22 protein-coding genes and 1 riboswitch are annotated in these 21,466 nt (G+C 62.3%); of the genes, 12 read left to right on the top strand and 10 right to left on the bottom strand.

Going from position 1 to position 21,466, the window contains the following annotated elements; translation table 11 throughout:
• Positions 1-42 precede the first annotated feature (42 nt).
• From AAIL68_RS13675 to AAIL68_RS13650, 6 genes are all read right to left on the bottom strand, one after another.
• Positions 43-303, bottom strand: coding sequence for a hypothetical protein (locus tag AAIL68_RS13675; RefSeq protein ID WP_347140334.1), 261 nt, complete (start codon positions 301-303; stop codon positions 43-45).
• Between the two features lie 81 nt (positions 304-384).
• Positions 385-1,110: an aspartate/glutamate racemase family protein gene (locus AAIL68_RS13670; RefSeq protein ID WP_347140333.1), complete on the bottom strand. Its 726-nt coding sequence runs from the start codon at positions 1,108-1,110 to the stop codon at positions 385-387.
• Positions 1,107-2,384 (bottom strand): FAD-binding oxidoreductase, encoded by a 1,278-nt coding sequence (locus AAIL68_RS13665; RefSeq protein ID WP_347140332.1) that lies wholly within the window; start codon positions 2,382-2,384, stop codon positions 1,107-1,109. The genes AAIL68_RS13670 and AAIL68_RS13665 overlap by 4 nt, the downstream gene beginning before the upstream one ends.
• A gap of 80 nt (positions 2,385-2,464) precedes the next feature.
• On the bottom strand, positions 2,465-3,406 hold the full coding sequence (locus tag AAIL68_RS13660; RefSeq protein ID WP_347140331.1) for a tripartite tricarboxylate transporter substrate binding protein: 942 nt from the start codon (positions 3,404-3,406) through the stop codon (positions 2,465-2,467).
• A gap of 44 nt (positions 3,407-3,450) precedes the next feature.
• Positions 3,451-4,962, bottom strand: coding sequence for a tripartite tricarboxylate transporter permease (locus tag AAIL68_RS13655; protein WP_347140330.1), 1,512 nt, complete (start codon positions 4,960-4,962; stop codon positions 3,451-3,453).
• A 7-nt stretch (positions 4,963-4,969) separates the two neighbouring features.
• The gene (locus tag AAIL68_RS13650) at positions 4,970-5,434 is read right to left on the bottom strand and encodes a tripartite tricarboxylate transporter TctB family protein (RefSeq protein WP_347140329.1); all 465 of its coding nucleotides are present in this window, start codon (positions 5,432-5,434) and stop codon (positions 4,970-4,972) included.
• A 252-nt stretch (positions 5,435-5,686) separates the two neighbouring features.
• On the opposite strand from AAIL68_RS13650, the gene AAIL68_RS13645 reads away from it, so the two are divergent.
• The 5 genes from AAIL68_RS13645 (at position 5,687) to AAIL68_RS13625 (ending at position 9,974) form a co-directional block, all read left to right on the top strand.
• A complete protein-coding gene (locus AAIL68_RS13645) occupies positions 5,687-6,625 on the top strand; it encodes a LysR substrate-binding domain-containing protein (protein WP_347140328.1) in 939 nt (312 codons plus the stop codon).
• A gap of 150 nt (positions 6,626-6,775) precedes the next feature.
• Positions 6,776-6,882: riboswitch (TPP riboswitch) on the top strand.
• Positions 6,873-7,484, top strand: a complete 612-nt coding sequence (locus AAIL68_RS13640) for a YkoF family thiamine/hydroxymethylpyrimidine-binding protein (RefSeq protein ID WP_347140327.1) — start codon at positions 6,873-6,875, stop codon at positions 7,482-7,484. Its footprint overlaps the riboswitch before it by 10 nt.
• Positions 7,485-7,634: 150 nt before the next feature.
• Positions 7,635-8,255 carry an ABC transporter permease subunit gene (locus AAIL68_RS13635; protein WP_347140326.1) on the top strand — a complete coding sequence of 207 codons (621 nt, stop codon included), beginning with the start codon at positions 7,635-7,637 and terminating at the stop codon, positions 8,253-8,255.
• Entirely contained in the window at positions 8,248-8,988 is a 741-nt protein-coding gene (locus AAIL68_RS13630) for an ABC transporter ATP-binding protein (RefSeq protein WP_347140325.1), read from the top strand. The genes AAIL68_RS13635 and AAIL68_RS13630 overlap by 8 nt, the downstream gene beginning before the upstream one ends.
• A complete protein-coding gene (locus tag AAIL68_RS13625; protein WP_347140324.1) occupies positions 8,985-9,974 on the top strand; it encodes an ABC transporter substrate-binding protein in 990 nt (329 codons plus the stop codon). Before AAIL68_RS13630 ends, AAIL68_RS13625 begins: the two co-directional genes overlap by 4 nt.
• A 350-nt stretch (positions 9,975-10,324) precedes the next feature.
• Here AAIL68_RS13625 and AAIL68_RS13620 read toward each other — a convergent pair whose 3' ends face one another.
• Both AAIL68_RS13620 and AAIL68_RS13615 read right to left on the bottom strand, forming a co-directional pair.
• Complete coding sequence (locus AAIL68_RS13620) at positions 10,325-10,564, bottom strand: hypothetical protein (protein ID WP_347140323.1); 240 nt, start codon at positions 10,562-10,564, stop codon at positions 10,325-10,327.
• A gap of 54 nt (positions 10,565-10,618) precedes the next feature.
• Positions 10,619-12,229 (bottom strand): isocitrate lyase, encoded by a 1,611-nt coding sequence (locus tag AAIL68_RS13615; protein ID WP_347140322.1) that lies wholly within the window; start codon positions 12,227-12,229, stop codon positions 10,619-10,621.
• 315 nt (positions 12,230-12,544) lie between these two features.
• Here AAIL68_RS13615 and AAIL68_RS13610 point away from each other — a divergent pair, with 315 nt between their 5' ends.
• A complete protein-coding gene (locus AAIL68_RS13610; protein WP_347140321.1) occupies positions 12,545-13,981 on the top strand; it encodes a short-chain fatty acyl-CoA regulator family protein in 1,437 nt (478 codons plus the stop codon).
• 177 nt (positions 13,982-14,158) lie between these two features.
• Here AAIL68_RS13610 and AAIL68_RS13605 read toward each other — a convergent pair whose 3' ends face one another.
• Complete coding sequence (locus AAIL68_RS13605; RefSeq protein ID WP_207467233.1) at positions 14,159-14,497, bottom strand: hypothetical protein; 339 nt, start codon at positions 14,495-14,497, stop codon at positions 14,159-14,161.
• 231 nt (positions 14,498-14,728) lie between these two features.
• Between AAIL68_RS13605 and AAIL68_RS13600 the strand changes: the two genes are divergently transcribed.
• Entirely contained in the window at positions 14,729-16,012 is a 1,284-nt protein-coding gene (locus AAIL68_RS13600; protein ID WP_347140320.1) for a sulfite oxidase, read from the top strand.
• Between the two features lie 16 nt (positions 16,013-16,028).
• A complete protein-coding gene (locus AAIL68_RS13595) occupies positions 16,029-16,442 on the top strand; it encodes a cytochrome C-552 (RefSeq protein ID WP_347140318.1) in 414 nt (137 codons plus the stop codon).
• Between the two features lie 50 nt (positions 16,443-16,492).
• Here the strand turns inward: AAIL68_RS13595 and AAIL68_RS13590 are convergent, their stop codons facing one another.
• Positions 16,493-17,965 (bottom strand): PLP-dependent aminotransferase family protein, encoded by a 1,473-nt coding sequence (locus AAIL68_RS13590; RefSeq protein ID WP_347140317.1) that lies wholly within the window; start codon positions 17,963-17,965, stop codon positions 16,493-16,495.
• Between the two features lie 111 nt (positions 17,966-18,076).
• On the opposite strand from AAIL68_RS13590, the gene AAIL68_RS13585 reads away from it, so the two are divergent.
• The 4 genes from AAIL68_RS13585 (at position 18,077) to AAIL68_RS13570 (ending at position 21,465) form a co-directional block, all read left to right on the top strand.
• On the top strand, positions 18,077-19,078 hold the full coding sequence (locus tag AAIL68_RS13585) for a TRAP transporter substrate-binding protein (protein WP_207467225.1): 1,002 nt from the start codon (positions 18,077-18,079) through the stop codon (positions 19,076-19,078).
• Between the two features lie 78 nt (positions 19,079-19,156).
• A complete protein-coding gene (locus tag AAIL68_RS13580; protein WP_347140316.1) occupies positions 19,157-19,717 on the top strand; it encodes a TRAP transporter small permease in 561 nt (186 codons plus the stop codon).
• Positions 19,714-21,054 (top strand): TRAP transporter large permease, encoded by a 1,341-nt coding sequence (locus AAIL68_RS13575; protein ID WP_268944151.1) that lies wholly within the window; start codon positions 19,714-19,716, stop codon positions 21,052-21,054. The genes AAIL68_RS13580 and AAIL68_RS13575 overlap by 4 nt, the downstream gene beginning before the upstream one ends.
• A 15-nt stretch (positions 21,055-21,069) precedes the next feature.
• Positions 21,070-21,465: a nuclear transport factor 2 family protein gene (locus tag AAIL68_RS13570; RefSeq protein ID WP_268944152.1), complete on the top strand. Its 396-nt coding sequence runs from the start codon at positions 21,070-21,072 to the stop codon at positions 21,463-21,465.
• The last annotated feature ends 1 nt before the right edge of the window (position 21,466 follow it).

The raw sequence follows: 21,466 nt of genomic DNA, 5'->3' as shown, positions 1-21,466 counted from the left end.
GGGGAGCGGGGTAACTGGGGCAGATTGCGGGGCGGAGTGAGTTTACGCCGGTTGCGCGCCCACGAGATCGGGTAGCGGGGGGATGCGCTCGGCCGTCCCCTGGAGGCCGAGCCGGTCACCCAGATAAGCGAAGAAGGAGATGCCGAGTTTCCGGCAGGTCTTCATCAGGCCGAGCATCACGTCGCGAGCCTGCCCGCCATCGGCGCTGATCGTGGCGCCTGAGATCCGGCGCTTGGTCACGCAGGCCCGCAGGTCGTTCTCGGAGGCATTGGTGTGGAGCGGGATCTCGGGTCGCTCCAGCACTGAGTGCTCGGCTCTCCAACCGCGGACGGATGCGCTGGCAGCGCGCGACTGCCCGGGCGCGAGTATCCCGGGCTGGCCTTGCTATGTGAAACCCTTGTAGGCTTGCCGGAGCGCGGCTTCGTGGATCATCCCCGACAGCGTCACCAAGTCGAACACCGGAAGCGCCAGGGCTTGCTGCAAGCTGAGGGCAAAGGGCGGTAGGTCGGTGCATTCCAGCACGATCGCCCGGATCGCCGGATTGTGGGCAACAAGGGCGCGTCCGGCGGCGATGACCTCGGCTTCCACCTTGTCCAGATCCATGTCGTTGCGTTCATTGCGCAGGATGACGCTGGCAAATTCCTGCGTGTCCTCCAAACCCTGGACTTCCAGCGGCACCCCTTCCGCTCCGACTTCGGCCATATGGCGCGGCGTCAGGGCAGCGGCCGAGGCGGTCAATACTCCGACAGGCGCTCGCGTCATCTGCCAGACCAGTGGCACCTGGATCAGCGACGACAGAAAGACGGGAATGTGCACGGACTCGGCGATTTCGCGCTGGAACAGCGCGAGGAACCCGCATGAGCCTGTGATCGCGTGGACGCCCTGGCGTTCCAGCCTTTGCGCCGCCTCGATCAGCCGTCCGACCATGGCCGGGCTAGGGCGGTTCAGCAATTCCGGGACGGTGATGCCGTCGAGGATCTCGTAGGCGGTGGTGAACGGCAGGCTGGAGGGATTCTTGATATGTCCCGGCGGCTTCGGGAAATAGCTTTCCAGGGAAAGCACGCCGATGGAAATGCCGCAGATATTTCGGCCGCCGCGTTGCAAGGTCATGTGGACTTACCCTGTGATTCAAGGAAACGGAAGCGGTCGGCGCGGAAGGGCGCGAGATCGACTGAAGGCATTTCACCCGCCGCGAGCTGGGCGATCAACCGGCCGGTAGGTGCGCCCCCGGACAGGCCGAGGTGGCTGTGGCCGAAGGCTAACAGGATGTCGCGGCATCCCGGCATCCGGCCAATCACCGGCAGCGAATCCGGCAAGGACGGGCGATGGCCCATCCACTCGGTTGCGCTTTCGACATTCAGCGCAGGAAAGATCTCTTGGCCCAGAACCGCTAGGTTGCGGGCGCGCCGATGGTCCGGGGCGGCGCTCAGACCCGCCAGTTCGACGGTTCCCGCCAGGCGCAGGCCGCCTTCCATGGAATTGGCCACCACCATGCGGCCGGCCTCCATCAGCGTATTGTTGACGCGCACGCCGGGGTCGGGGACGGTCAGGTGATAGCCTCGCTCAGTTTCCAGCGGGATGGTCAGCCCGAGCGGCCGCAGCAGCTTTGCCGACCACGCCCCGGCCGCGACCACCACCTTGGCAAAGGCCAGTGCGCCTTGCGAGGTTTCGATCTCGATGCCCCCGGGGCCGGGACGCAGCCCGGCGACATCGCGCCGCAACATCTGCCCGCCCTGCCGGACCACGCGCTCTGCTAGCACTCGCAGCAGCCTTTGCGGATTGACGCTGTGACCCTGCCCGTGGATAACCACCGCCTTGCGGTAGCGCGGCGAGACATCGGGTTCCAGTTCGCGCAACGCACCGGCCCCGACAAGCTCGATATTCGCGCCCCGTTCTCGCCGAAGCCGTAGGCCGAGCACGTTCAGATCGGCCTGCGCCTCATCGCGGTAAAGCTGGATATAGACGCAGCGCCGGACCAGTTCCTCGTGTCCGCTGCCGCGCAGCAGGTCTTCGTAAAGATCGACGGTCGGCGCATAGAGGCTGCGCAGCGCGTCGGCCTGTGCCGCGATCTTGCCCGGTCGGCCGGCATGCAGAAAGCGTGCCAGCCAGGGGGCGGCTGCCGGCAGATGGCGTAACCGGATCGCCATCGGTCCCAGCGGGTCCAGCAGCCAGCCGGGGACGGACTTCCACAGCCCCGGCAGGGATTCCGGCACGCAGGACCATGGCGATAGGTTCCCAGCATTGCCGTAGGAGGCCCGTAGGTAGTCGGCTCCGGCCCGATCCATGAGGGTGACGCGAAAGCCCTTTTCCTGAAGATAAAGGGCCGCGCAAACGCCAATGATACCGCCGCCGACGACGGCGATGCTTCGTTCGTCCGGTGTCATGTCCATTCCGAATTGTCAGTGCTGCTGGAACCGGCCAAGGGCGTTCCGGGAGCGCGACAACCGCGCGCCCGATCAGGCGGTCATTTCCGCATTTCGGCGGCGGCTTCGGTCATGATGCCGTAGGTGGCGCGCATGTCCGCAACCCATTCGTCGCCGTGGCGGAAATCGATCTCGGCACCGATATTCTTGAAGGCCTTGACGACCTGGGGGTCCTGCATTGCCTCCGCGCTGGCCGCGACCAGCTTGTCCACCACCTCCTGTGGCACGTCCTTGGGGGCGAAGATGCCCGACCAGCCCTCGAAATCGCCCTTGATCTCGAAATCAGCAAAACTGGGTACGCCGGGATATTGCTCGGACTTTTTGTTCACGACCAACAGGCGTGCGCTGCCCGACTTGAGATGGGGCTCGAAGGCGGGAGGAAAGGATACGGCGGAATCAATATGGCCGCCAATCAGCGAGACCATCGACTCGGCGGTGGTACTGGCGTGTACGTAATCGACAGTATAGCCCGCCTGCTGCGCCACGATGCTGGCAAGGATCGTCCCCGACGAGGCCGCGCCCCAGGAGCCTTGCGTCAACCGCTTGTCCTTGGCGCCCTGCACAAATTGCTCGAAGCTACCATAGGGGCTGTCCTTGGCGACGAGGATACCCAGCGGAACCGCCGACAGTTTCACCACCGGGGTGAAGCTGTCGAAGTCATAGGAGACCTCGCTGAAGTTGGGCGTAACCTGCACATTGCTCAGCCCGGCGTTCACCAGCGTATAGCCGTCGGGCTTGGCGTTCACGACCTCGGTCGTACCGATGACCCCGGTGCCGCCTGCCTTGTTGACCACGGCGACGGGCACGCCCAGGATCTTTTCGACCGCGTCGGCCCAGACCCGCGTTGTCAAGTCGGAATCGCCGCCCGCGCCCCAAGGCACGATCACCCGGATGGGTTTGTCGGGAAACTCGGCCGCGGCTGGCATCGGCAAGGCCGATGCGATGGTGCCTATGGCGGCAAGGAGGGCAAGCTGCTTTTTCATTTTTGATGCTCCTGTTGGAAGAGATGTCGACCGGCCGGGACCGGCTATTGGCTAGCCGCGAGCACGCGTAAGCGCGTCTTGCAGTTCATGCGGATCGCCGACCAGACCGATAGCGCGGCAAGGGCGATAAAACCCCAGCCGATGGGCGAGCCCAGCAGCCTTAGATAGTCGCCGCCGACGATGGAAACCGCCTGATCGAGGTTCTGCTCGAATATCGGCATCAGGATGAAGCCGATGATGAAGGCGGCAGGGTTCAGCCCGACAAGGCGCATCCCGTAGCCCAGGACGGTAAAGACCAGCAGGATCAGGATGTCGTTCAGGCTTTGGTTGGTGGTGAAGGCGCCAATGACGGCAAAGGCGAAGACGCAGGGGAAGATGAAATAGGTCTTGACCGAGGCCACCTTCATCCAGAACCGGAAGCCGAAGCGCGCAATTACCAGCAGGAACAGGTCCACCATCAGGAAGCCGGCGAAGATGGCGTAGATGGTGTTGGTATGCTCGTAAAAGATCGTTGGTCCCGGGGTGATGCCGTGGATTAGGAAGGCTCCCATCAGTAGTGCGGTCACGTCGTCGCCGGGAATGCTGAGCGTCAGCATCGGGATCATGCTCGATCCGCAGACGGCGTTGTTCGAGGATTCCGCCGCCGCGATCCCGTGCAACGAGCCCCTGCCGAAAGTCTCCGGCTCCTTGGACGCGCGCTTGGCCTCGCCATAGGCCAGGAAGGCGGCGGCGCTCGACCCCAGGCCCGGCAGGGCACCGACCACGGTCCCGATGCCGGTCGACTTCAGGATCGTCCCGAAGACCGAGCGGTATTCGCGAAAGCTGAGCCGGTTGTCGGCGGAATTGGGGGAATGCCTCAGGACCAGCTCGTGCTGCGGTGTCTTGCGGCGCCGGACGCCCTCGACCACCTCGGGCATGACCAGGACCCCGATCAGCAGCGGCAGGAAGGTGAAGCCGCTCAGCAGCTCGGGGATTTCGAAGGTCAGGCGCGCCGCACCCGTCACCGCAGACATGCCGACCATGGCGAAGAGCATCCCCAAGCAGCAGGACAAAAGCCCTCGCGGCACCGATTCCCCGGTCATCGAGCCGACCACGGTGAAGGCAAAGACCAGCAGCCAGACCTTTTCGATCGGTCCCGCCTGGAGGGACAGCAACGAGATCGGTGCGGCCACGAAGATCAGCACCAGCGTCGCCAGCACCTCGCCGCTGACCGAGGCGTAAAGCGCAAGGCACAGCGCCTTGCCAGCCTTGCCGGCCCGCGCCAGCGCATGCCCGTCGAGCGAGGTCAGGAAGGACGCGGCCGCGCCCGGCGTATTGATCAGGATCGCCGAAATCGAGCCGCCATAGATCCCCGCCTTGTAGACCGCCAGCAGGGTCACGATGCCCACCACCGGATCGAAATAGAAGGTCAGGGGCAGCATGATCGCGATGGCCATGATCCCGGAAATGCCGGGAATGGCGCCGAAGACGATGCCGACGCAGACCCCAAGCGCGATACCCAGCATCGGCGCGGGCGCCAGAACCGTTGTGAAGCCGTCGATGATATTGGTCAGCATGGCGATCTCACAACGACCACTCGGGCAGATAGACCCGGATCAGTTCGCGGCAGCCATAGAAGGTGACGACCGGAATGACGATGGAGACGGCCGCCATCGCCAGCCACGACCGACCGCCGAGCAGGACGGCGATGGCGAACATCGCGACCGAGGTGGCGACGACGAAGCCGAGCGTGGGCAGAAGCCACCAATAGGCGGCGAAGATGCCTACATAGATCAGCACGCCGCCCAGGCCCTCGGTCGCGATCGTTTCCTGCGGCCTCAGGGGGCTTTGCGCGATGATTTGTCGCAAGGACGAAATCGCGATCATGGCCGAGAAGATCAGGATGAACCCCGCCACCACGCGCGGCATGAACATCGATCCGAGCTGCGTCTCGACCCCGCCCCGGGCCAGCCCGTCGCGCGTCAGGATCAGGATGGCGGCGGCGATCAGGACCGAGCCCAGCACGACATCGGCGTAACGTCGGTTCATGGCTGCCTCCGCGGCCAGCCGGTGTGCTTGCCCCCACCAAGTCGGCTTTCTACCTGGCCGGGCATCCATCTCTTCGTGGTCATCGTCTTTCGGCGGAACAAAGCTGCCTCCCTGTCGCTGAGACGCCGGTCCCCTCCCGCGCCTGTCTTGTTGCCCGCAAGATAGGTCGCAAAACTCTATAAAGTCGAACTTGAAAATTATTCATAGCTAAAAGTTTTATTTATATAGTGGGTGCGGCCATTGGAGGTAGCGATGAACAGCAAGCAACTTGTCGTCTTTTGCGAGGTCATGCGGACCGGCTCATTTTCCGAGGCCTCACGGATTCTACATCGCACTCAGCCCGCGATCAGCGCGATGATCGCCAGTCTGGAAACGGAGTTGGGCTATAAGCTGTTCCTGCGGCACTCGGGACGGCTCGTGCCGGTGCCCGAGGCCTACTATCTGTTCGAGGAGGCAAACGAAATTCTGGAACGCCTTCGCAACGTCGAGCAGAATATGAGCCGCATCGGCAATCTCGAACAGGGAGAGTTGCGGATTCTTTGCATGCCTGGGCCCTCGGTGATCTTGGTCCCGCAGCTTGCGACGCACTTTCTCAAGCAGCGACAGGACGTACGCCTTACGCTTCTAACGCGCAGTTCCTTGCAGGTGCGGCATTTGGTGGCCACCCAGAAATTCGACCTCGGACTCGCCGATCTTAGCGGCCAAGCGGCGGAAGATTCGAACCTGCTCCGATTCGAGCCTGTGACTTACCAATGCCTTTGTGCGCTGCCGGAGGACGATCCGCTGGCGTCCTGCCCGGTCATCACGCCGCGGGACCTGAAGGAGCGTGACATCGCGGCATTGTTTTCCGCCCATCCCACCTACAGCCGCACCGCCGAAGCCTTCGCTTCACAAGATGTTCCGTTCCGTCCTCGATTCGAAATGCAATATTTTTATCCTCTGCTCTCCTTCGTCGAAGCCGGCCTGGCCTGTGCGATCATTGATCCACTGAGTGCGGAAAGCTATCGGCTGTCTCGCGGGGATGCCGGAAAGGTGACATTCCGTCCGTTCCAGCCAGTCGTCCCTTTCACCGCTGCCGTAGTTATGCCGCAGCACCGCCCCTTGTCCAAGCTTGCCAAAGCCTTTGCAGAGATCCTGAGCAATGATCTTGACGCCCATCAACGAAGGTACTCGGAACTGAGCTACGGCTGACACCCGGGGAGGTGTACCTGAAGAGGCTGCTGAGGGCGACCCTGCTGCGGCTGTGCCATAAAACTCGCTGAAGATGGAGCGATAGCGAAAGCATTGATCCTGGCGTCATCACGTCATTGACAGCGACCATGCCAGTTGCCATGGTCCGGCCCACATCAACGGGGGTGCTCCATCCAGGGGCTGAGATGCGCGAACTCGCGCGAACCCTTTCAGCTGATCCGGGTAATGCCGGCGGAGCGAGGCAAGCATGTTCATTGGCGCCCAAGTGTCGCTTTATCCCATGACGTCCGATTTCGTGAACGTCATCATGTCCAGCCTTAAGGCGCTCGATCCCTATCGCGACAAGTTGCGGATCGAGACGGATGACATCTCAACCCTGATGGTGGGGGCGCCGGAACCGCTGTTTGACGCCCTGCGTGACCTGTTCGCCTGCGCGGCACGCCAGCCGGATCATGTGACGATGCATGTCACCTTGTCCCGCGGCTGTCCCGGAGAGCCGGATGATCCGATCTGTCGTTGCGAGACGCTAACTCGCGCGCAAGGCTTGTCCCTGTCAGAACGTAAGGCCAAGGCGGAGGAGGCTGTTCGGGCCGCGCCGGCTCTGGGCATTGTCGTCGATGTGCAGTTTTCGCTCTATGTGCTGGGCCAGGACCGTCACATGGACGAGATCTATGGCTGCATCGACTTCCTCAAGAACTCTGGCACTTTCCTGCGCTCCAAGAATTTCTGTACCCGGCTGCGAGGCGATGCAGGAGCGGTCTTCGAGACGCTGTGTCAGGCCTTTCTGCGCTTTGGACCGGCCGAGGGGCACGTGACGATCGACATGACGGCCTCGGCGAACAGCCCAAGTACGCGCTGATCCCCCGGAGGCACGGTCATGCTGCCGCGTATTCTGCCGCCTCTGCTTCTGGCCGTCTGTCTTCTGGCGGGCTGGGAGATCTATTGCCGACTCGCAGATGTAGCGCCGCTGATCCTTCCGGCGCCCTCTGGTGTGCTGCAGGCCTTGGTCTTGAACCGGGCCGACATAGGCGCCCATGCGCTCTCCACGATAGCGGTGGCGGCCTTGGGCTTCTCGCTTTCGGTCGGCTTCGCCTTTCTCGTCTCGGTCATGTTGCATTTCCTGCCTTGGGCCAAAAAGGGTCTGATGCCATTGTTCGTGGCAAGCCAGACAATTCCCCTAATCGCGCTGGCGCCGCTGATGATCCTCTGGTTCGGCTTTGGCCTTCTGCCAAAGGTACTGCTGGTGATCCTGGTCACCTTCTTTCCCATGCTGCTGAGCCTGCTGTCCGGTTACCGGCAGACGCCTGCCGACTTCACGGATCTTCTTGCATCGATGGGCGCGGGACGGCTTTCCATTTTCCGCCGCGCGGTGCTGCCCTCGGCTCGGCCCAGCTTCTTCGCTGGGCTGCGGATCTCGGCCACCTATGCGATCGTGGCCACGATCTTTGCCGAATACGCCGGGGCGCGGCGCGGTTTGGGCATCTACATTCTTGCAGCCAAGAACAACTTTCGCGCCGATCTTCTGCTGGCGGCGGTAGTGGTGTCTGCGGCGCTGACGCTGGCCCTGTTGGGCGCCATCCGGCTTCTGGACCGCTTGACGGCCCGCGGCTCTAAGGCGCGCCATGCTTGATTTGCGCGGCCTGACCATCCGCACAGATGCGGCATTGCTGGTTGGCGATCTGTCGCTGTCTTTACCGATGACCGGGATCACCGCTCTGATCGGTCCCTCCGGCTGCGGTAAAAGCTCGGTCCTGAAATGGCTGGCGGGCATCCTGCCCAAGGACTTGGATGCCGCAGGACAATTGATGCTGGATGGTCAGGCCATTGCCCGCCCCAGTCCCGCGATCAGCTACCAGCCCCAAAGCGACGGGCTGTTCCCATGGCTGACGGTGGCCCAGAATGCCGCTTTGGGCCTTCAGGTCAGAGGACTGTCTCGTGCCGAAGCGCTGAACCGCGTTGCACCGCTGTTTCGCAGCTTTGGCCTGAAGGGGACGGAAAGCCATTTTCCCGATCAGCTTTCCGGCGGGATGCGCCAGCGTGCCGCCTTTCTGCGCACCGTCGTGCAGGACAGCCGCTATATCCTGTTGGACGAACCATTCTCGGCCCTGGATGCCGTAACGCGTCTGCGCATGCAGGACTGGCTGGTTGCCCGGCTTGCCGACCGACCGCGCGGCGTCATGCTGGTCACCCATGACCTTCACGAGGCAACCGGGCTTGCGGACCGAATCCTGGTCATGACGGGCTCGCCTGGCCGGATCGTGGCGGAAATCCCGGTGCCAGGTCCCCCCACACAGCGCAGCGAGGCCGCCCTTGCGCCGCTGCGCGACGAATTGAAATCCCTGCTGCTGGAGAACGCCCCATGACGATCCGCCCGCTTGCGCTTGGTCTTTGCCTTGCCAACCCCATACCCACTTGGGCCGACACCAGCGTCAGCGTTGCGCTCGACTGGATGCTCAACACCAATCATGTCGGCTTGGTCATAGCCCGTGACCGTGGGCTTTATGCCGCCGAGGGGTTGGAGGTCGAACTGCTGCCCTATTCCGACACCAATTCCGCCGCGCTGCTGGCGGGGGGTGCCGCGGATTTCGCCTACATGACCTCGCTGGGCTTCATGTCGGCGCAGGCCGGTGGGGCAGAGATGGTGGCACTGTGGGCCACGATGCAGCACGATCCGGGGCGGCTGGTCTATAACAGCGACAATGCGGACATTGCCCGACCCGCAGATCTGTCGGGTAAGACCTATGCCGGCTTCGGCAGCGCGTGGGAGGAGGCGCTGATCGGCACGATGATCCGCAATGACGGTGGCGAGCCGGCGTGGGATACCGTGACACTGGGCACGGGCGCCTATGAGGCGCTGGCCTCGGGTGCGGTGGACTTCACGCTGGAGGTCTCGACCTGGGAAGGCGTGAACAGCACGCTTCTGGGCCGCAGGCAGTCCTCGTTCACCTATGCCGACTTTGGGATCCCTGACCAGCAGACAGGCTATATCGGTACGCGCGCGGACACCCTGGTCCAAAATCCGGATCTGGTCAGGCGCTTCATGCGCGCGACGCTGGCGGGCTACGAATGGGCCGCCGACCATCCAGATGAAGCTGCGCAGGTCCTGATCGCCGCCGGAGACTTTCCGAACCCCCAACTTGTCCACGGCTCGATGAGGGCAATCACCGAGGGCGGTTATCTTCGCGATGGCGACACGCCCGTGGGCAGCATCGACCCGGAGCGCTTTTCGGCCATGGCACGTTTCTTGTTCGACAGCGGTGTTCTCAAGGACGCCAGTGGCAAAGCTTTGGAATGGCCAGGGGATGTCTCGACCTGGTTCAATCAGCGCTGGAGAGAACAAGAGTCTTAATGGTCTAAATGATTGTCTATCGCGCCAGCAGCTAATCATGGAGCAGAAGAGTCATTTGCGATAGACGGCTTGATGACGTGAACAACCCCGGACGGCATCCGTGTGCCAGGGGAACCGACCCAGCGACTTGGCCGGGCCCAGCAATCTCCGCGAACGTGTCACGTGCAAAGTCGTGGGTGAGGTGGCCTAATTGCCCATTGTAGCTTCTTGCATCAAAGTTAGCAAAGAAGGCCTCCAGCAATACGGGTCTATTCACCATTGGACAATGCTGCTGCAATTGCCATTGACCTATGAGAATAGAAATTCAGGGCCAATCGGCCCTGAAGTGTGCTTGTTTCCGAAGCGGCTCCTCAAGCTGCATCCTTTATGGCGCGGTCACTCTCCCGAACCGTTGGCACGACCTGGTCTCCCCAGGATCCATTGCCGCCGTGGTGGCGCGAGACGCGCACCAGCTCGACCGAGACGCCCTCGTTGACGGCGCGTTGGATTGCCTCGTTCAGGCGGTGGACAGCATCGGCCACGCGATGGATGACGCGGTCGCGGGGATCAAGGTCGGCACGCTCGACCCGTTCAAAATCCGGCTTGTTCATCGTTTTCTCCGGGGGTTTGGGGATCTGTCCCGGCGCGGGACAGGCTGCTGGCTTCTATTCGGCCGCAAACTGGTTCATGGTGTTGGCGTGGCCGCCCGCCTTCAGGGCCCGTTCGCCCGCTACCATTTCCTTGAAGCTGTCCCCCAAGTCGGACCCGACCTCGTGCTGGTGCTTCACGGCGCTGATGCCACGGCGGATCTCCTCGCGCTGGACCGTCTTCACATAGGCCAGCATCTTTTCCTCGCCGAAATAGCCGCGCGACAGTTCGTCGACTGACTTGGCTGTCAGGTGGAAGGTCGGCAGCGTGATCAGATTGTGGAACACGCCCGCACGAGCCGCGATGTCGGTTTGGAAGCGCTGCAGGCGGGCGTCTGCCTCGCGGCCCAGGTCGGTGTCGTCATAATCGGCCTTCATCAGCTCGAGCCCGTCGGGATAATCGGTTTCGGGGATCTCCTGGTCGCGGACCCACTCTGCACGCACCTGCTTGCGCAGGTTCAGCGTCCAGTTGAAGCTGGGCGAGTTGTTGTAGGTCAGCTTGGCGTTCGGCACCTCCTTGCGGATTTCGGCCACCATGCTGGCAATCTGGTCCACATTTGGAGTGTCGGTCTCGATCCACAGCAGATCGGCGCCACCCTGGGTCAGCGAGGCGATGCAATCCTCGATTACGCGGGCGCGGCCGGTGTTGTCCCGGAACGGGAACAGGCCGTTCGGCAGGCGCATGGGACGCACGAACTCGCCGCCCTGGAAGATCGCCAGTTCCCCTTCGCGGATCGGATTGTCCTCGGTGATCTGCTCAGTCTTGAGCCACTTGATGTACTGGCTGGCCAGATCGCCCGGCTGCTGGCTGACCGGAACCTTCTGGGTCAGGCCCGCCCCCAAGCTGTCGGTGCGAGCGACGATCACACCATCCTCGACGCCCAGTTCCTCGAAGGCTAGGCGGCAGGCGCGAAGCTTTTCGATGAAGTCCTCGCGCGGGACTGTGACCTTTCCGTCCTGATGGCCGCATTGTTTGGCGTCCGAGACCTGGTTCTCGATCTGGAGCGCGCAGGCGCCCGCCTTGATCAGTTCCTTGGCCAGCAGGTAGGTCGCGTGTTCGTTGCCGAAGCCCGCGTCGATATCAGCGATGATCGGCACGACATGGCTTTCGAAATTGTCGATCCGCTCGATAATGCTGGCGCGCTCATCGTCCGAACCCGCTTTCTTCAGTTCGCGGAAGAGGTCGTTCAGCGCCACCTCGTCTGCCTGGCGCAGCGAGACGTAGATCTCCTGGATCAGATCGGCCACGGCGGTCTTTTCGTGCATGGACTGGTCAGGCAGGTGGCCCCAGCGGTTGCGCAGCCCTGCCACCATCCAGCCAGACAGGTAGACATAGGTGCCCTTGGCGGTGCCGCGCATCCGCTTGACGGCCTTGATCATCTGCTGGGCATGAAAGCCCGACCAGCAGCCCAGGGACTGGGTGAACTTCGCGGGATCGGCGTCATAGGCCGCCATGTCGGCGCGCATGACCTTTGCCATGTCGCGGGCAATGTCCAGATGCGTGTCATAGGTGTTCTGCAGCCGCAGCTGCACGATGTCATCGACCGAAACGCCAGCCGGGGTTTGACCGGAGGGGTAGCGGGACAACAGGTCGGATCGGAGGGCCGAATAGGTCTTTCGGTTGGTCATGGCATTTCCTTTCAGCAGAGTGGTCTTGGGTCAGGGTGGGTTGAGGGTGCATGTTGCCCTGGCCGCCGGGTTCCGGGTGGCCAGCAGGCATGGTGTCTATCGGGACCATCGCCTGTCGGACCCCTGCACGGTCGGTCTGGAATGCTGGCAGCGATGATCGGAAAAAGGCATGGTCGGTTCCGATGATTCCTCGTCATGTTATGTCAGTAATGTTACGCTGCAGATGCAGCATTGGCTGCATCCAAACGGGTTGTGTTGTCAGCAAGGTCACAAACACAGCTTCAAAGTTGTAAGATTGTAAGAAGGATGCCTGCGATGCCTGCTCGCCCGGAAAAGCTGATCATCGGCCAGCGGCTGCGCGTGCTGCGCCAATCCCTGGGCTTGACGCAGGCGCAGATGGGCGCGGAACTGGGCGTCTCAGCCAGCTACATCACCCTCATAGAGGCCGATCAGCGCCCGGTATCGGCACGCTTGCTCTTGCGGCTGGCAGAGGTCTATGACCTCAATATCTCGGAACTGGCGCCGTCGGCGGATGCCCAGCTGTCGGCCGACTTCGCATCGGCCCTGAAGGACCCGGCGCTGGAGGCGGGCAGCCCGTCCCGTGCCGAGATCGAGGCTGTCCTGCAGTCCTCACCCCGGATCGCCGCGGCCTTCCTGCGCTTGCACGATCGGTATCGGGAGGCCATGCTGCGCGTGCAAGGTGACAGCAATCCGATGACTGATCGTGACAAGGTCGAGGTGCTGACGGAAAGCTCCCGTCCGGTCGAAGAAGTGCGCGCCTGGTTTTATGCGCGCGGTAATTATGTCGAGGCCTTGGATGAGGCGGCCGAGGCCTTGGCGAACGACTTGGGCCTGCATCGCGGCGAGCCGCATGTGGCGCTGTCGATGCGCCTGGCCGCCCATCAAATCCAGGTGCGAATCCTGCCCGCCCCGGTCATGGGCGACCAGCTGCGCCGCTTCGACCCGCATCGCAAGGAACTGCTTCTCTCCGAACTGCTGGGCCAGCCGAGCCGGCGCTTCCAGATCGGCGTCCTTCTGGCGAAGCTGGAGGCCGACAATGTCATCTCGACCCTGGTCGTCGAGGCGAGACTTGTCGATCCTGCCGCAATCGGCCTGCTGCGGGTCAGCCTTGCCAATTACTTCGCCGCCGCGCTGCTGATGCCCTACGGCCGCTTCCTGACCGCCTGCGAAAGCACCCGCTATGACGTCGAGCTGCTGAGCCACCGCTTCGGCACCAGCTTCGAACAGACGGCCCACCGCATGTCCACGCTGCAGCGCCCGCAGGCGCGTGGCATCCCGTTCTTCTTCGTGCGGGTGGACCGGGCTGGCAACATGTCGAAGCGCTTCAGCGCCGGGCGCTTTCCCTTTTCGCGCTTCGGCGGCAGTTGCCCCCTGTGGAACATCCATTCGGCCTTCGAGACGCCCAACCAGGTCCAGACGCAGGTGATCCGCATGCCTGAGGGCGCCAGCTACTTCTCGATCGCGCGCACGGTCACCCGCGCGGGCGGCAGCTATGGCGCGCCGTCGCAGCGCCTGGCGATCGGGCTTGGCTGCGACATCGCCTATGCGCCGCGCCTGATCTATGCCGACGGGATCGACCTCGGACGCACAAAGCCCGTCGACATCGGCCTGAACTGCTATCTGTGCGAGCGGCAGAACTGTCCGGCGCGCGCCCATGCGCCCATCAACCGCAAGCTGGCCGTCAACGAACGCGAACGGAGCCTGGCGATCTTCAGCTTCGAGGGCCCATAGGACAGAATTCCCCTGCGGATGTGGAAAGCCTCATTGATCTCATAGTTGGTCACTCCCGAACTGAGGCTGGGCGACGTGACCGCGTATGACATGTAAACCGTGCGGGCACCTGACCACTTCGGCCAGCGGACAAGCCGCACTGATCCTCGGCTTGTTGAATTGTCGGTCAACCAGTGATTAGCCCCTTTGTAGAGGACCGAGTGATTCAGCCACCTGCAAGCGACGGCATGGTTCCAAGCCTTGCCCGTAGCGCTTGTTTCCATATCCGCACCAGATCGCTCCATCAAATTCGGGATCAGAGATTTGCCAAGGTCCCGAAAACCAAACTGGACCTACAATTTTTGGAAACTGGATATAATAAAAACTCTCTTCGGCTGTGACCCTGCGGGCGGAAGCTGTGGTGGGAAGGAGAAAGCTCCAAGCAGCAATGCAATCCTTCCAGTCGCGGGTGCCGACAGGCAACAGAGGAACAATCGCCATGGCAAGACATTCGTGAGACCTGACGATGCGTTCCATCTGGTCCACCCTGCGGCTTCGGCCGCAACGCCAGTCATTGCGGTGGCAGGCGGAATTTGCTTCGGAGCAACTTCGCCCTTAGGAGCCGCGCCGAATTTTCTGCCAAGACGGCCGCTGCCGAGGTCTGCGCCGGGAGCCAGTTGTTCCTTACGATAGCTTCGCGCCGAGGCCGAGGGCAGTCTTGATGCCACACCCTGTCGGCGCAATTCCCATCTTCTGCAAGGAGAAATCATGCTCGTCGATCCCAACCCCACCGACCCTCAGAGCAGAGGCGACCATTATTCAAGTTCGCGCCGTGCATTCATGAAAACAACCGGTCTGACGGCCTTGGGTGCCATGTTGGGAATGACAATCCCGTTTGAGCGAAACCTGCCAGCCGGCATCATTCCAGTGGCCTTGGCTCAGGACACAGGGATGGATCTGATGTCCGGCAAGAAGGGACTTGTTGTCTTGGGGGACCGTCCGCTGAATGCGGAAGTGCCGGCCCATCTGCTGGACGACGACATCACCCCCTACGAACATCTGTTCGTTCGCATGAACGGGCTGGTGCCACAGACCGCCCTGGACCAGAACGCCGAAAACTGGACATTGACCATCGACGGAGAGGTCGAAAACCCGCTGGTACTGACGATTGATGATCTGAAATCGCGTTTTGAAAACGTCACCAGCCGTCTGGTCATCGAATGCGGCGGCAATGGCCGGGCGTTCTTCCAACCCGGAACCTCAGGCAACCAATGGACGGTCGGCGCAGTTGGTTGCCCCGAATGGACCGGTGTGCGTCTGTCCGACGTGCTGAAGGAAGCGGGCCTGAAGAAGACGGCGGTCTATACCGGCCATTACAGCAACGATGTCCACCTGAGCGGAGACGAGGAAAAGGAAGTCATCTCGCGCGGGGCGCCCATCGCGAAGGTGATGGAGGGCGATACGATCATCGCCTGGGCCATGAACGGAGAGCCGCTGTCCGCCTTGCACGGATTTCCGCTGCGGGTGATCGTGCCGGGCTATCCGGCCTCTGCCTCTCAGAAATATCTCAACCGGATCTGGATCCGCGACAAGGAACATGACGGCGCCAAGATGACTGGCGATTCGTACCGCTTGCCAGCCTATCCCGTGGCGCCGGGAACCGAAGTTCCCGAAAGCGACATGGTGGTGCTGACAAACATGCCGATCAAGTCCATCGTCACTTTCCCCGAAACCGGAACGGAGGTGAAGGCCGGCGAACAGGTCGAGGTGCGCGGCCATGCCTGGTGTGGCAAGGGAAATGTCGCAACCATGCATGTCTCGGTCGATTTCGGTCAGACCTGGCAGGAAGCCACGCTGGAACCTGCCGCCAACCGCTTTGCCTGGCAACGCTGGCGCGCGAACGTGACCCTGCCGCAGCACGGCTACTACGAGGTCTGGGCGCGTGCCACCGACGGCGACGGTATCAGTCAGCCGCCCCTCTCGCCGGTATGGAACCCGCGCGGGTATGCCAACAACATCCAGCACCGCATCGCGCTTGTGGCAACGGCCTGACTTAAGGGGTGCAGAGATGAAACATCTATTTGCCATGGGGGCGGGTGCTGTTGCGGCCCTGGCGCTTGGCGCCGGGCTGGCCCTGGCCGCGCCGGAACCCGACCCGATGACGGCCCTTGCGGGGAGGCCCGCCGGCGCCGATCCGCTGGACCCGATGACGGCCTTGATGGCGCGCCCCGAGGAAGGGACGGATGGCGAAGGCAACGTGGAGTTAGGTGGCCTGCCGGATGGTCCGGGCGCCGAGGACACCTTTTACCAATGCGTCGCCTGCCACTCGACCGAGATCATCAAGCAGCAGCGCGTGACCGATCACCGCTGGGATGAGCTTTGGACCTGGATGGTCGAAAAGCAGGGCATGGCCGAACCCGATGAGGAAACCAAGAAGGTCATCCTGACCTATCTGAAGACCAATTTCTCATCCGAGCGGTAGAACCGAAGGTGCCGGGCCATGCGCCCGGCACCGACTGTGCCGGTCTATCATCAGTCTGCCTGCGCCATCTTCCGCGCCATCCTGTCGATCCTGGTCACTCCTTCCGGGATCAGGTCTGCTGCGATGGAAGCGTAGCCAAGTCGAAAAACAGGGCAGGGCGACGGCGGCTCTTCAAAGAACACTGCGCCTGGTTCGATCAGAACACTTTTCTCCTGCAACCTGGCAGCCAGATCAGCGCTGTCGGTCCCCCGCGCACTCAGCCACATGCTGGAACCGCCCTGTGTCGCCGCACCCTCGATCTGCAACGAGGTCATGGCAATCGCTTCTTCGAGAACCCGCCGCCGTTCCTTGAGTGTCTGGCGCAAGCGGACGATATGCGCATCATAATGCCCTAAAGCCAAGAAATAGGCCGTGATCCGTTGCAGGTGACTGGGCGGATGGCGCAGCATGATCGCTCGCAGGGCCCGGGCCCGCGCGATAAACGGGGCAGGGGCGACCATGTATCCGATACGCAATCCCGGAAACAGCGATTTCGAGAAGCTGCCAATATAGATGACTCTGCCGGATCCGTCCAATGACTTCAGCGCGGGTGCGGGCGGTGCCAGATAGGACATCTCGAAATCATAATCATCCTCGATGATCAAGGCATCCGTCTCGTTCGCGCGGAGAAGCAACTCTCTCCGACGGGACAGCGGCATCGTCGCTCCCGTGGGGATGTGATGGCTGGGCGTTATGATGATCAGCCGGGTATTGGCCGGCAGCATTGCCGGATCCAGCCCGATCGAATCCACGGGCAGAAAGGTGGTGGGGCTGCGCGCTCGCCGCAAGGTCTCGGCGAAATCAGGGTAACCCGGTTCCTCTGTGACCGCCAACCGATCGACGCGCGCAAGCAGTTCGGTTGCAAGAAACAGTGCGTTCTGTGCGCCAAGGGTGACTAGAACTTCATCGGGTTGTGCGTGAAATCCGCGCCGCGGCAACGTGTTCGAGCAGATGTAATCGATCAACAGCGGATCGTCCGCACCGTATCTGTCGGCAGCCAACTCTGAAAAGTCGCGCGTTCCCAAAGCGCGACGGGCGCAGTCGCGCCATGCGTTGTGATCGAACAGGGTCGGGTCTGCCTGACCAAAAATGAACGGATATCTGAATTCCCGCCAGTTGCTGGGCTTGCGGATAACGCGCCGTGGCAGCGCTTGGTCCGACAGCCACTCGTTCCAGTCCAACGTGCGAACGCCTGCGGTGGTGGCGACATTCACACGTCGATGCGGCACCGTCGCGGCGATGGCGATCCCGGACCGGGGCAGGGCTTCCAGATAGCCTTGGCTGACAAGATCCTGATAGACCAGCGTGACCGTCATGCGCGAAATGCCCATCGCCTGGGCCAGCTTGCGGCTGGACGGGAGCCTTACCCCGGGACTTGCCCGCGTCTCCAAAATGGCGCGAACAATGGCGGCGGCAAGCCGGCCCTGCAGTGTCAAGGCATCATCGCGCAGAAAGATCGCATCGATTGGAAGGACGCCGGGCATCTGGACCTATATTCGCCGTAAACTGGACATATCACTAAGCCTTCTCTGCGGCAATATTACCCGCCGAGGAGCGACCTGCCAAATTAGGTCGCTGAATGGGAGGGGAGCCCGATGAAGACGACAATCAAGCTGCTGGCCGGAACCGCGATCTGCCTGATGACCAGCTTTCCAGCGTTTGCCACGGAATATCGCATTGCCGTGGGCGACGGTGCAGGCGGCACGCAGGAAGCACTTGGCAAGGCGTTTGTCGAGGCACTGGAAAAGGAAAGCGGCGGCGCGATGACCGGCAAGCTGTTCGTGAATGGCCAGCTTGGCGACGAACAGGACACCGTCACTGCCGCTGCCACCGGAACGCTGGATTTCTCGATTCTGGCGATCAACAACATCACGCCGTTCTCGCCCTCGGTCGGTACGCTGACGCTGCCCTATGTCATCCTCAGCCAGGACGACGCCGAAAAGGTCACGCAGGGCGAGATCGGCCAGCAGATGGTCGAGCAGACCATCGAGGATGCGGGCGTGCGCATCATCGGCTGGGGCTATTCCGGTTTCCGGGTGCTGACCAACTCGAAAAAGCCGGTATCAACGGTGGCCGACCTGCAGGGTCTGGTTGTGCGCGTTCCCAAGAACGAGATCATGATCGAGACCTACAAGAGCTGGGGCATCAATCCGACGCCGATGGCTTGGGGTGAAACCTTTGCGGCCCTTCAGCAGAAGGTCGTGGACGGTCAGGACAACCCCTACATGACCGTGAACGCGATGAAGTTCTACGAGGTCCAGAAGTACATTACCGACCTGCGCTACATCTTCTCGATCGAGCCGCTGATCGTCAGCGAGGCGCTGTTCGAAAGCCTGTCCGAGGACGAGCAGCAGCATGTTCTGGCTGCCGGAGAAGCCGCCACGCAGGCATCTGCCGCCTTCCTGCGTGAGCAGGAAAGCAAGATCCGCGAGGAACTGGTTGGCCGCGGCATGGAGATCACCAAACCGGCCGATGACGAGAAGGAATTCATCGACCTGGCGACCACGAATGTCTGGCCCAAGTTCTATGACCAGATCGGTGGGGTCGAGGTTCTGAACGGTGTTCTCGCCTCGTTGGGCCGCGACCCGGTTCAGTAACGGACACCGCGCGCGGCGGGACCGCCCGCCGCTTTCACCTTCATGCCGTCCTGACCCGCCCCTTGCCGGAGGCCATGCATGTCTGCATTCTGGAAGCATCTCGATCATCTTGAAAGCTACATCTGCCGAACGCTTCTGGCGGTCTTCGTCACACTGCTGTTCGTTCAGATTGTTGCCCGCCAGGTGTTCGGTTTCTCGATCACCTGGATTGAGGAACTGTCGGTCATCCTTTTCGTCTGGTTCGCCTATTTCGGTGCCTCCTATGCGGCGCGGATGGCGGCACACAACCGGGTGACGTTCCACCTGAACATGATGCCGCGCAAGGCGGCGCGCATCCTGGAGGCCATCGGCGACCTTTTCTGGATCGCCTTCAACGTCGTCTTCATCTGGCAGGCGATCCAGTTCATCTCCCGCCTCAAGCCCTTCGTGAAAGCTCAGACCCTTGGTTGGGAAATGCGCTGGGTCTACATGGCGCTGCCCATAGCCTTCGCGCTGATGACGATCCGCATCCTTCAGGTGAACTACCTCAAGCTGGTCAAGGGCATCGACCCGCGCGATCCCGACAAGGTCGAGGTCGAGCAGGCGCTGGAACTGGCCGAGGACGAGCAGCGCGCGTTTCAGCGGGAGCACGCGAAATGAACGACTATGTCGTAGAAGTCCTGTTCGGCACCTTTGCCCTGCTGATGGTGCTGGGTGCGCCAATCACCGTGGCGCTTGGTGTCGCAGCCTTGGCCGCCATGTTCTACCTTGGCGATAACCCGATCAAGATGGTGCAGATGGCCTGGTCCTCGGTCGGGTCATTCCCGCTCATGGCTCTGCCATCCTTTATCCTGGCAGGAGCGCTGATGGAGGCCGCCGGGCTGTCGCGGCGCCTGATCGCGGTCGCCGAAAGCCTGGCTGGTCCCTTCACGGGCGGCCTGTCGGCCGCCACCATCGTCGCCTGCCTGTTCTTCGGCGCGATCTCGGGTTCGGGGCCTGCGACCACGGCGGCCGTGGGAATGCTGATGATCCCCGGCATGATCCGCAACGGTTACAGCCGTGAATATGCCGCCTCTGCCACGGCGGCGGCGGGGGGCTTGGGCATCGTCATTCCGCCCTCGATCCCGATGATCATCTTCGGCATCTCGGCCATGGGGATCGCTCCCGATCCCGCCGCGGTCGAGGCGCACGGCCAATTCCAGTCGGTGTCCATCTCCAAGATGTTCATCGCGGGCTTCCTGCCCGGTGCGGTCATGGCGGGCGGCCTGCTGCTGATGAACTACATCCGCTGCAAGGGCCGAGGCTATCACGGATCGTCCGAACCGCTGTCGCTGCGCAAGTTCGCCTGCGCCTGCTACCAGGGCTTCTGGGCGCTGATGGCTCCTATCGTGATCCTGGGTGGCATCTATTCGGGCCTGTTCACCCCCACCGAGGCCGCCATCGTCGCCATCTTCTATACCCTGTTCGTCGGCATCGTCATCTATCGCGAGCTGGATGTGGCCGAAGTGTTCAAGGCGCTGGAGGCGACGACCTGGCTGGCCGGGCGGGTGCTTCTGGTGCTGTTCGCCGCCACGATCTTCGGCCGCATTCTGGTGGAAAACAACGTCCCCGGCATCATCGCGGGCGGCATCCTGGGCCTGACCACCAACCCTTATGCCATCTGGGCTTTGATCATCGGGATGCTGCTGATCGTGGGCATGTTCATGGAAACGCTGGCCGCGATCATGATCCTTGTCCCGGTGATGCTGCCGGTGGCCTACATGGTCGGCATCGACCCGATCCACTTCGGCATCGTAATGATCTGCACGTTGTCCGTGGGCTTCCAGACCCCGCCCTTGGGCGAGAACCTGTTCATCGCCTCGGGCATCTCGGGCGAAAGTATCGAACGGATCAGTGTCGCCGCCCTCCCCTTCGCCGTCGCCTCGACCGTCGCGATCTTCGTCATCGCGCTCTTTCCGCAAATCGCCCTGTGGCTTCCGGCCATGCTGGGCTACTGACCAAGGAGTTCTTCCATGACCCGCACCCTGACCGCCGCCGACCTGAAGGATACTTTCGACGCCTTCAACCGCCACGACATCGACGGTGTGATGACCCACTTCGGCGACGATTGCGTGTTCTACACGGTCGCAGGCGACAACGAATACGGCAACAGGATCGAAGGCCGGAACGCCATTGCCAAGGCCTTCGAGGGTGTCTGGACCGCCATGCCGGACGTGCAGTGGGCCGATCACGAGCACTTTATGTCCGAGGACGGCAGCCGCGGCGTCAGCCAGTGGACCTTCCGCGCCACCAATCCGGACGGAACCCGGACCGAGGTGCAGGGCGCCGACCTGTTCCGCATCAAGGACGGCAAGATCGTGGAAAAGCAGGCGATCCGCAAGCAGCGTCCCAACATCGCCGCCAAGTGAC

Origin of the sequence: Paracoccus sp. SSK6 (assembly GCF_039770665.1) — a bacterium.
Taxonomy (GTDB): Bacteria; Pseudomonadota; Alphaproteobacteria; order Rhodobacterales; family Rhodobacteraceae; genus Paracoccus.
The sequence above is the reverse complement of the archived record's forward strand: the minus strand, read 5'-3'. Positions and strand labels throughout refer to the sequence as shown.

Coding starts and splice junctions, on each gene's coding strand:
- AAIL68_RS13655 (WP_347140330.1), bottom strand. CDS start 4,962: ATGCTGACCAATATCATCGACGGCTTCACAACGGTTCTGGCGCCCGCG.
- AAIL68_RS13650 (WP_347140329.1), bottom strand. CDS start 5,434: ATGAACCGACGTTACGCCGATGTCGTGCTGGGCTCGGTCCTGATCGCC.
- AAIL68_RS13630 (WP_347140325.1), top strand. CDS start 8,248: ATGCTTGATTTGCGCGGCCTGACCATCCGCACAGATGCGGCATTGCTG.
- AAIL68_RS13570 (WP_268944152.1), top strand. CDS start 21,070: ATGACCCGCACCCTGACCGCCGCCGACCTGAAGGATACTTTCGACGCC.
- AAIL68_RS13645 (WP_347140328.1), top strand. CDS start 5,687: ATGAACAGCAAGCAACTTGTCGTCTTTTGCGAGGTCATGCGGACCGGC.
- AAIL68_RS13615 (WP_347140322.1), bottom strand. CDS start 12,229: ATGACCAACCGAAAGACCTATTCGGCCCTCCGATCCGACCTGTTGTCC.
- AAIL68_RS13670 (WP_347140333.1), bottom strand. CDS start 1,110: ATGACCTTGCAACGCGGCGGCCGAAATATCTGCGGCATTTCCATCGGC.
- AAIL68_RS13665 (WP_347140332.1), bottom strand. CDS start 2,384: ATGACACCGGACGAACGAAGCATCGCCGTCGTCGGCGGCGGTATCATT.
- AAIL68_RS13585 (WP_207467225.1), top strand. CDS start 18,077: ATGAAGACGACAATCAAGCTGCTGGCCGGAACCGCGATCTGCCTGATG.
- AAIL68_RS13600 (WP_347140320.1), top strand. CDS start 14,729: ATGCTCGTCGATCCCAACCCCACCGACCCTCAGAGCAGAGGCGACCAT.
- AAIL68_RS13660 (WP_347140331.1), bottom strand. CDS start 3,406: ATGAAAAAGCAGCTTGCCCTCCTTGCCGCCATAGGCACCATCGCATCG.
- AAIL68_RS13620 (WP_347140323.1), bottom strand. CDS start 10,564: ATGAACAAGCCGGATTTTGAACGGGTCGAGCGTGCCGACCTTGATCCC.
- AAIL68_RS13610 (WP_347140321.1), top strand. CDS start 12,545: ATGCCTGCTCGCCCGGAAAAGCTGATCATCGGCCAGCGGCTGCGCGTG.
- AAIL68_RS13580 (WP_347140316.1), top strand. CDS start 19,157: ATGTCTGCATTCTGGAAGCATCTCGATCATCTTGAAAGCTACATCTGC.
- AAIL68_RS13575 (WP_268944151.1), top strand. CDS start 19,714: ATGAACGACTATGTCGTAGAAGTCCTGTTCGGCACCTTTGCCCTGCTG.
- AAIL68_RS13640 (WP_347140327.1), top strand. CDS start 6,873: ATGTTCATTGGCGCCCAAGTGTCGCTTTATCCCATGACGTCCGATTTC.
- AAIL68_RS13595 (WP_347140318.1), top strand. CDS start 16,029: ATGAAACATCTATTTGCCATGGGGGCGGGTGCTGTTGCGGCCCTGGCG.
- AAIL68_RS13625 (WP_347140324.1), top strand. CDS start 8,985: ATGACGATCCGCCCGCTTGCGCTTGGTCTTTGCCTTGCCAACCCCATA.
- AAIL68_RS13590 (WP_347140317.1), bottom strand. CDS start 17,965: ATGCCCGGCGTCCTTCCAATCGATGCGATCTTTCTGCGCGATGATGCC.
- AAIL68_RS13605 (WP_207467233.1), bottom strand. CDS start 14,497: ATGGAACGCATCGTCAGGTCTCACGAATGTCTTGCCATGGCGATTGTT.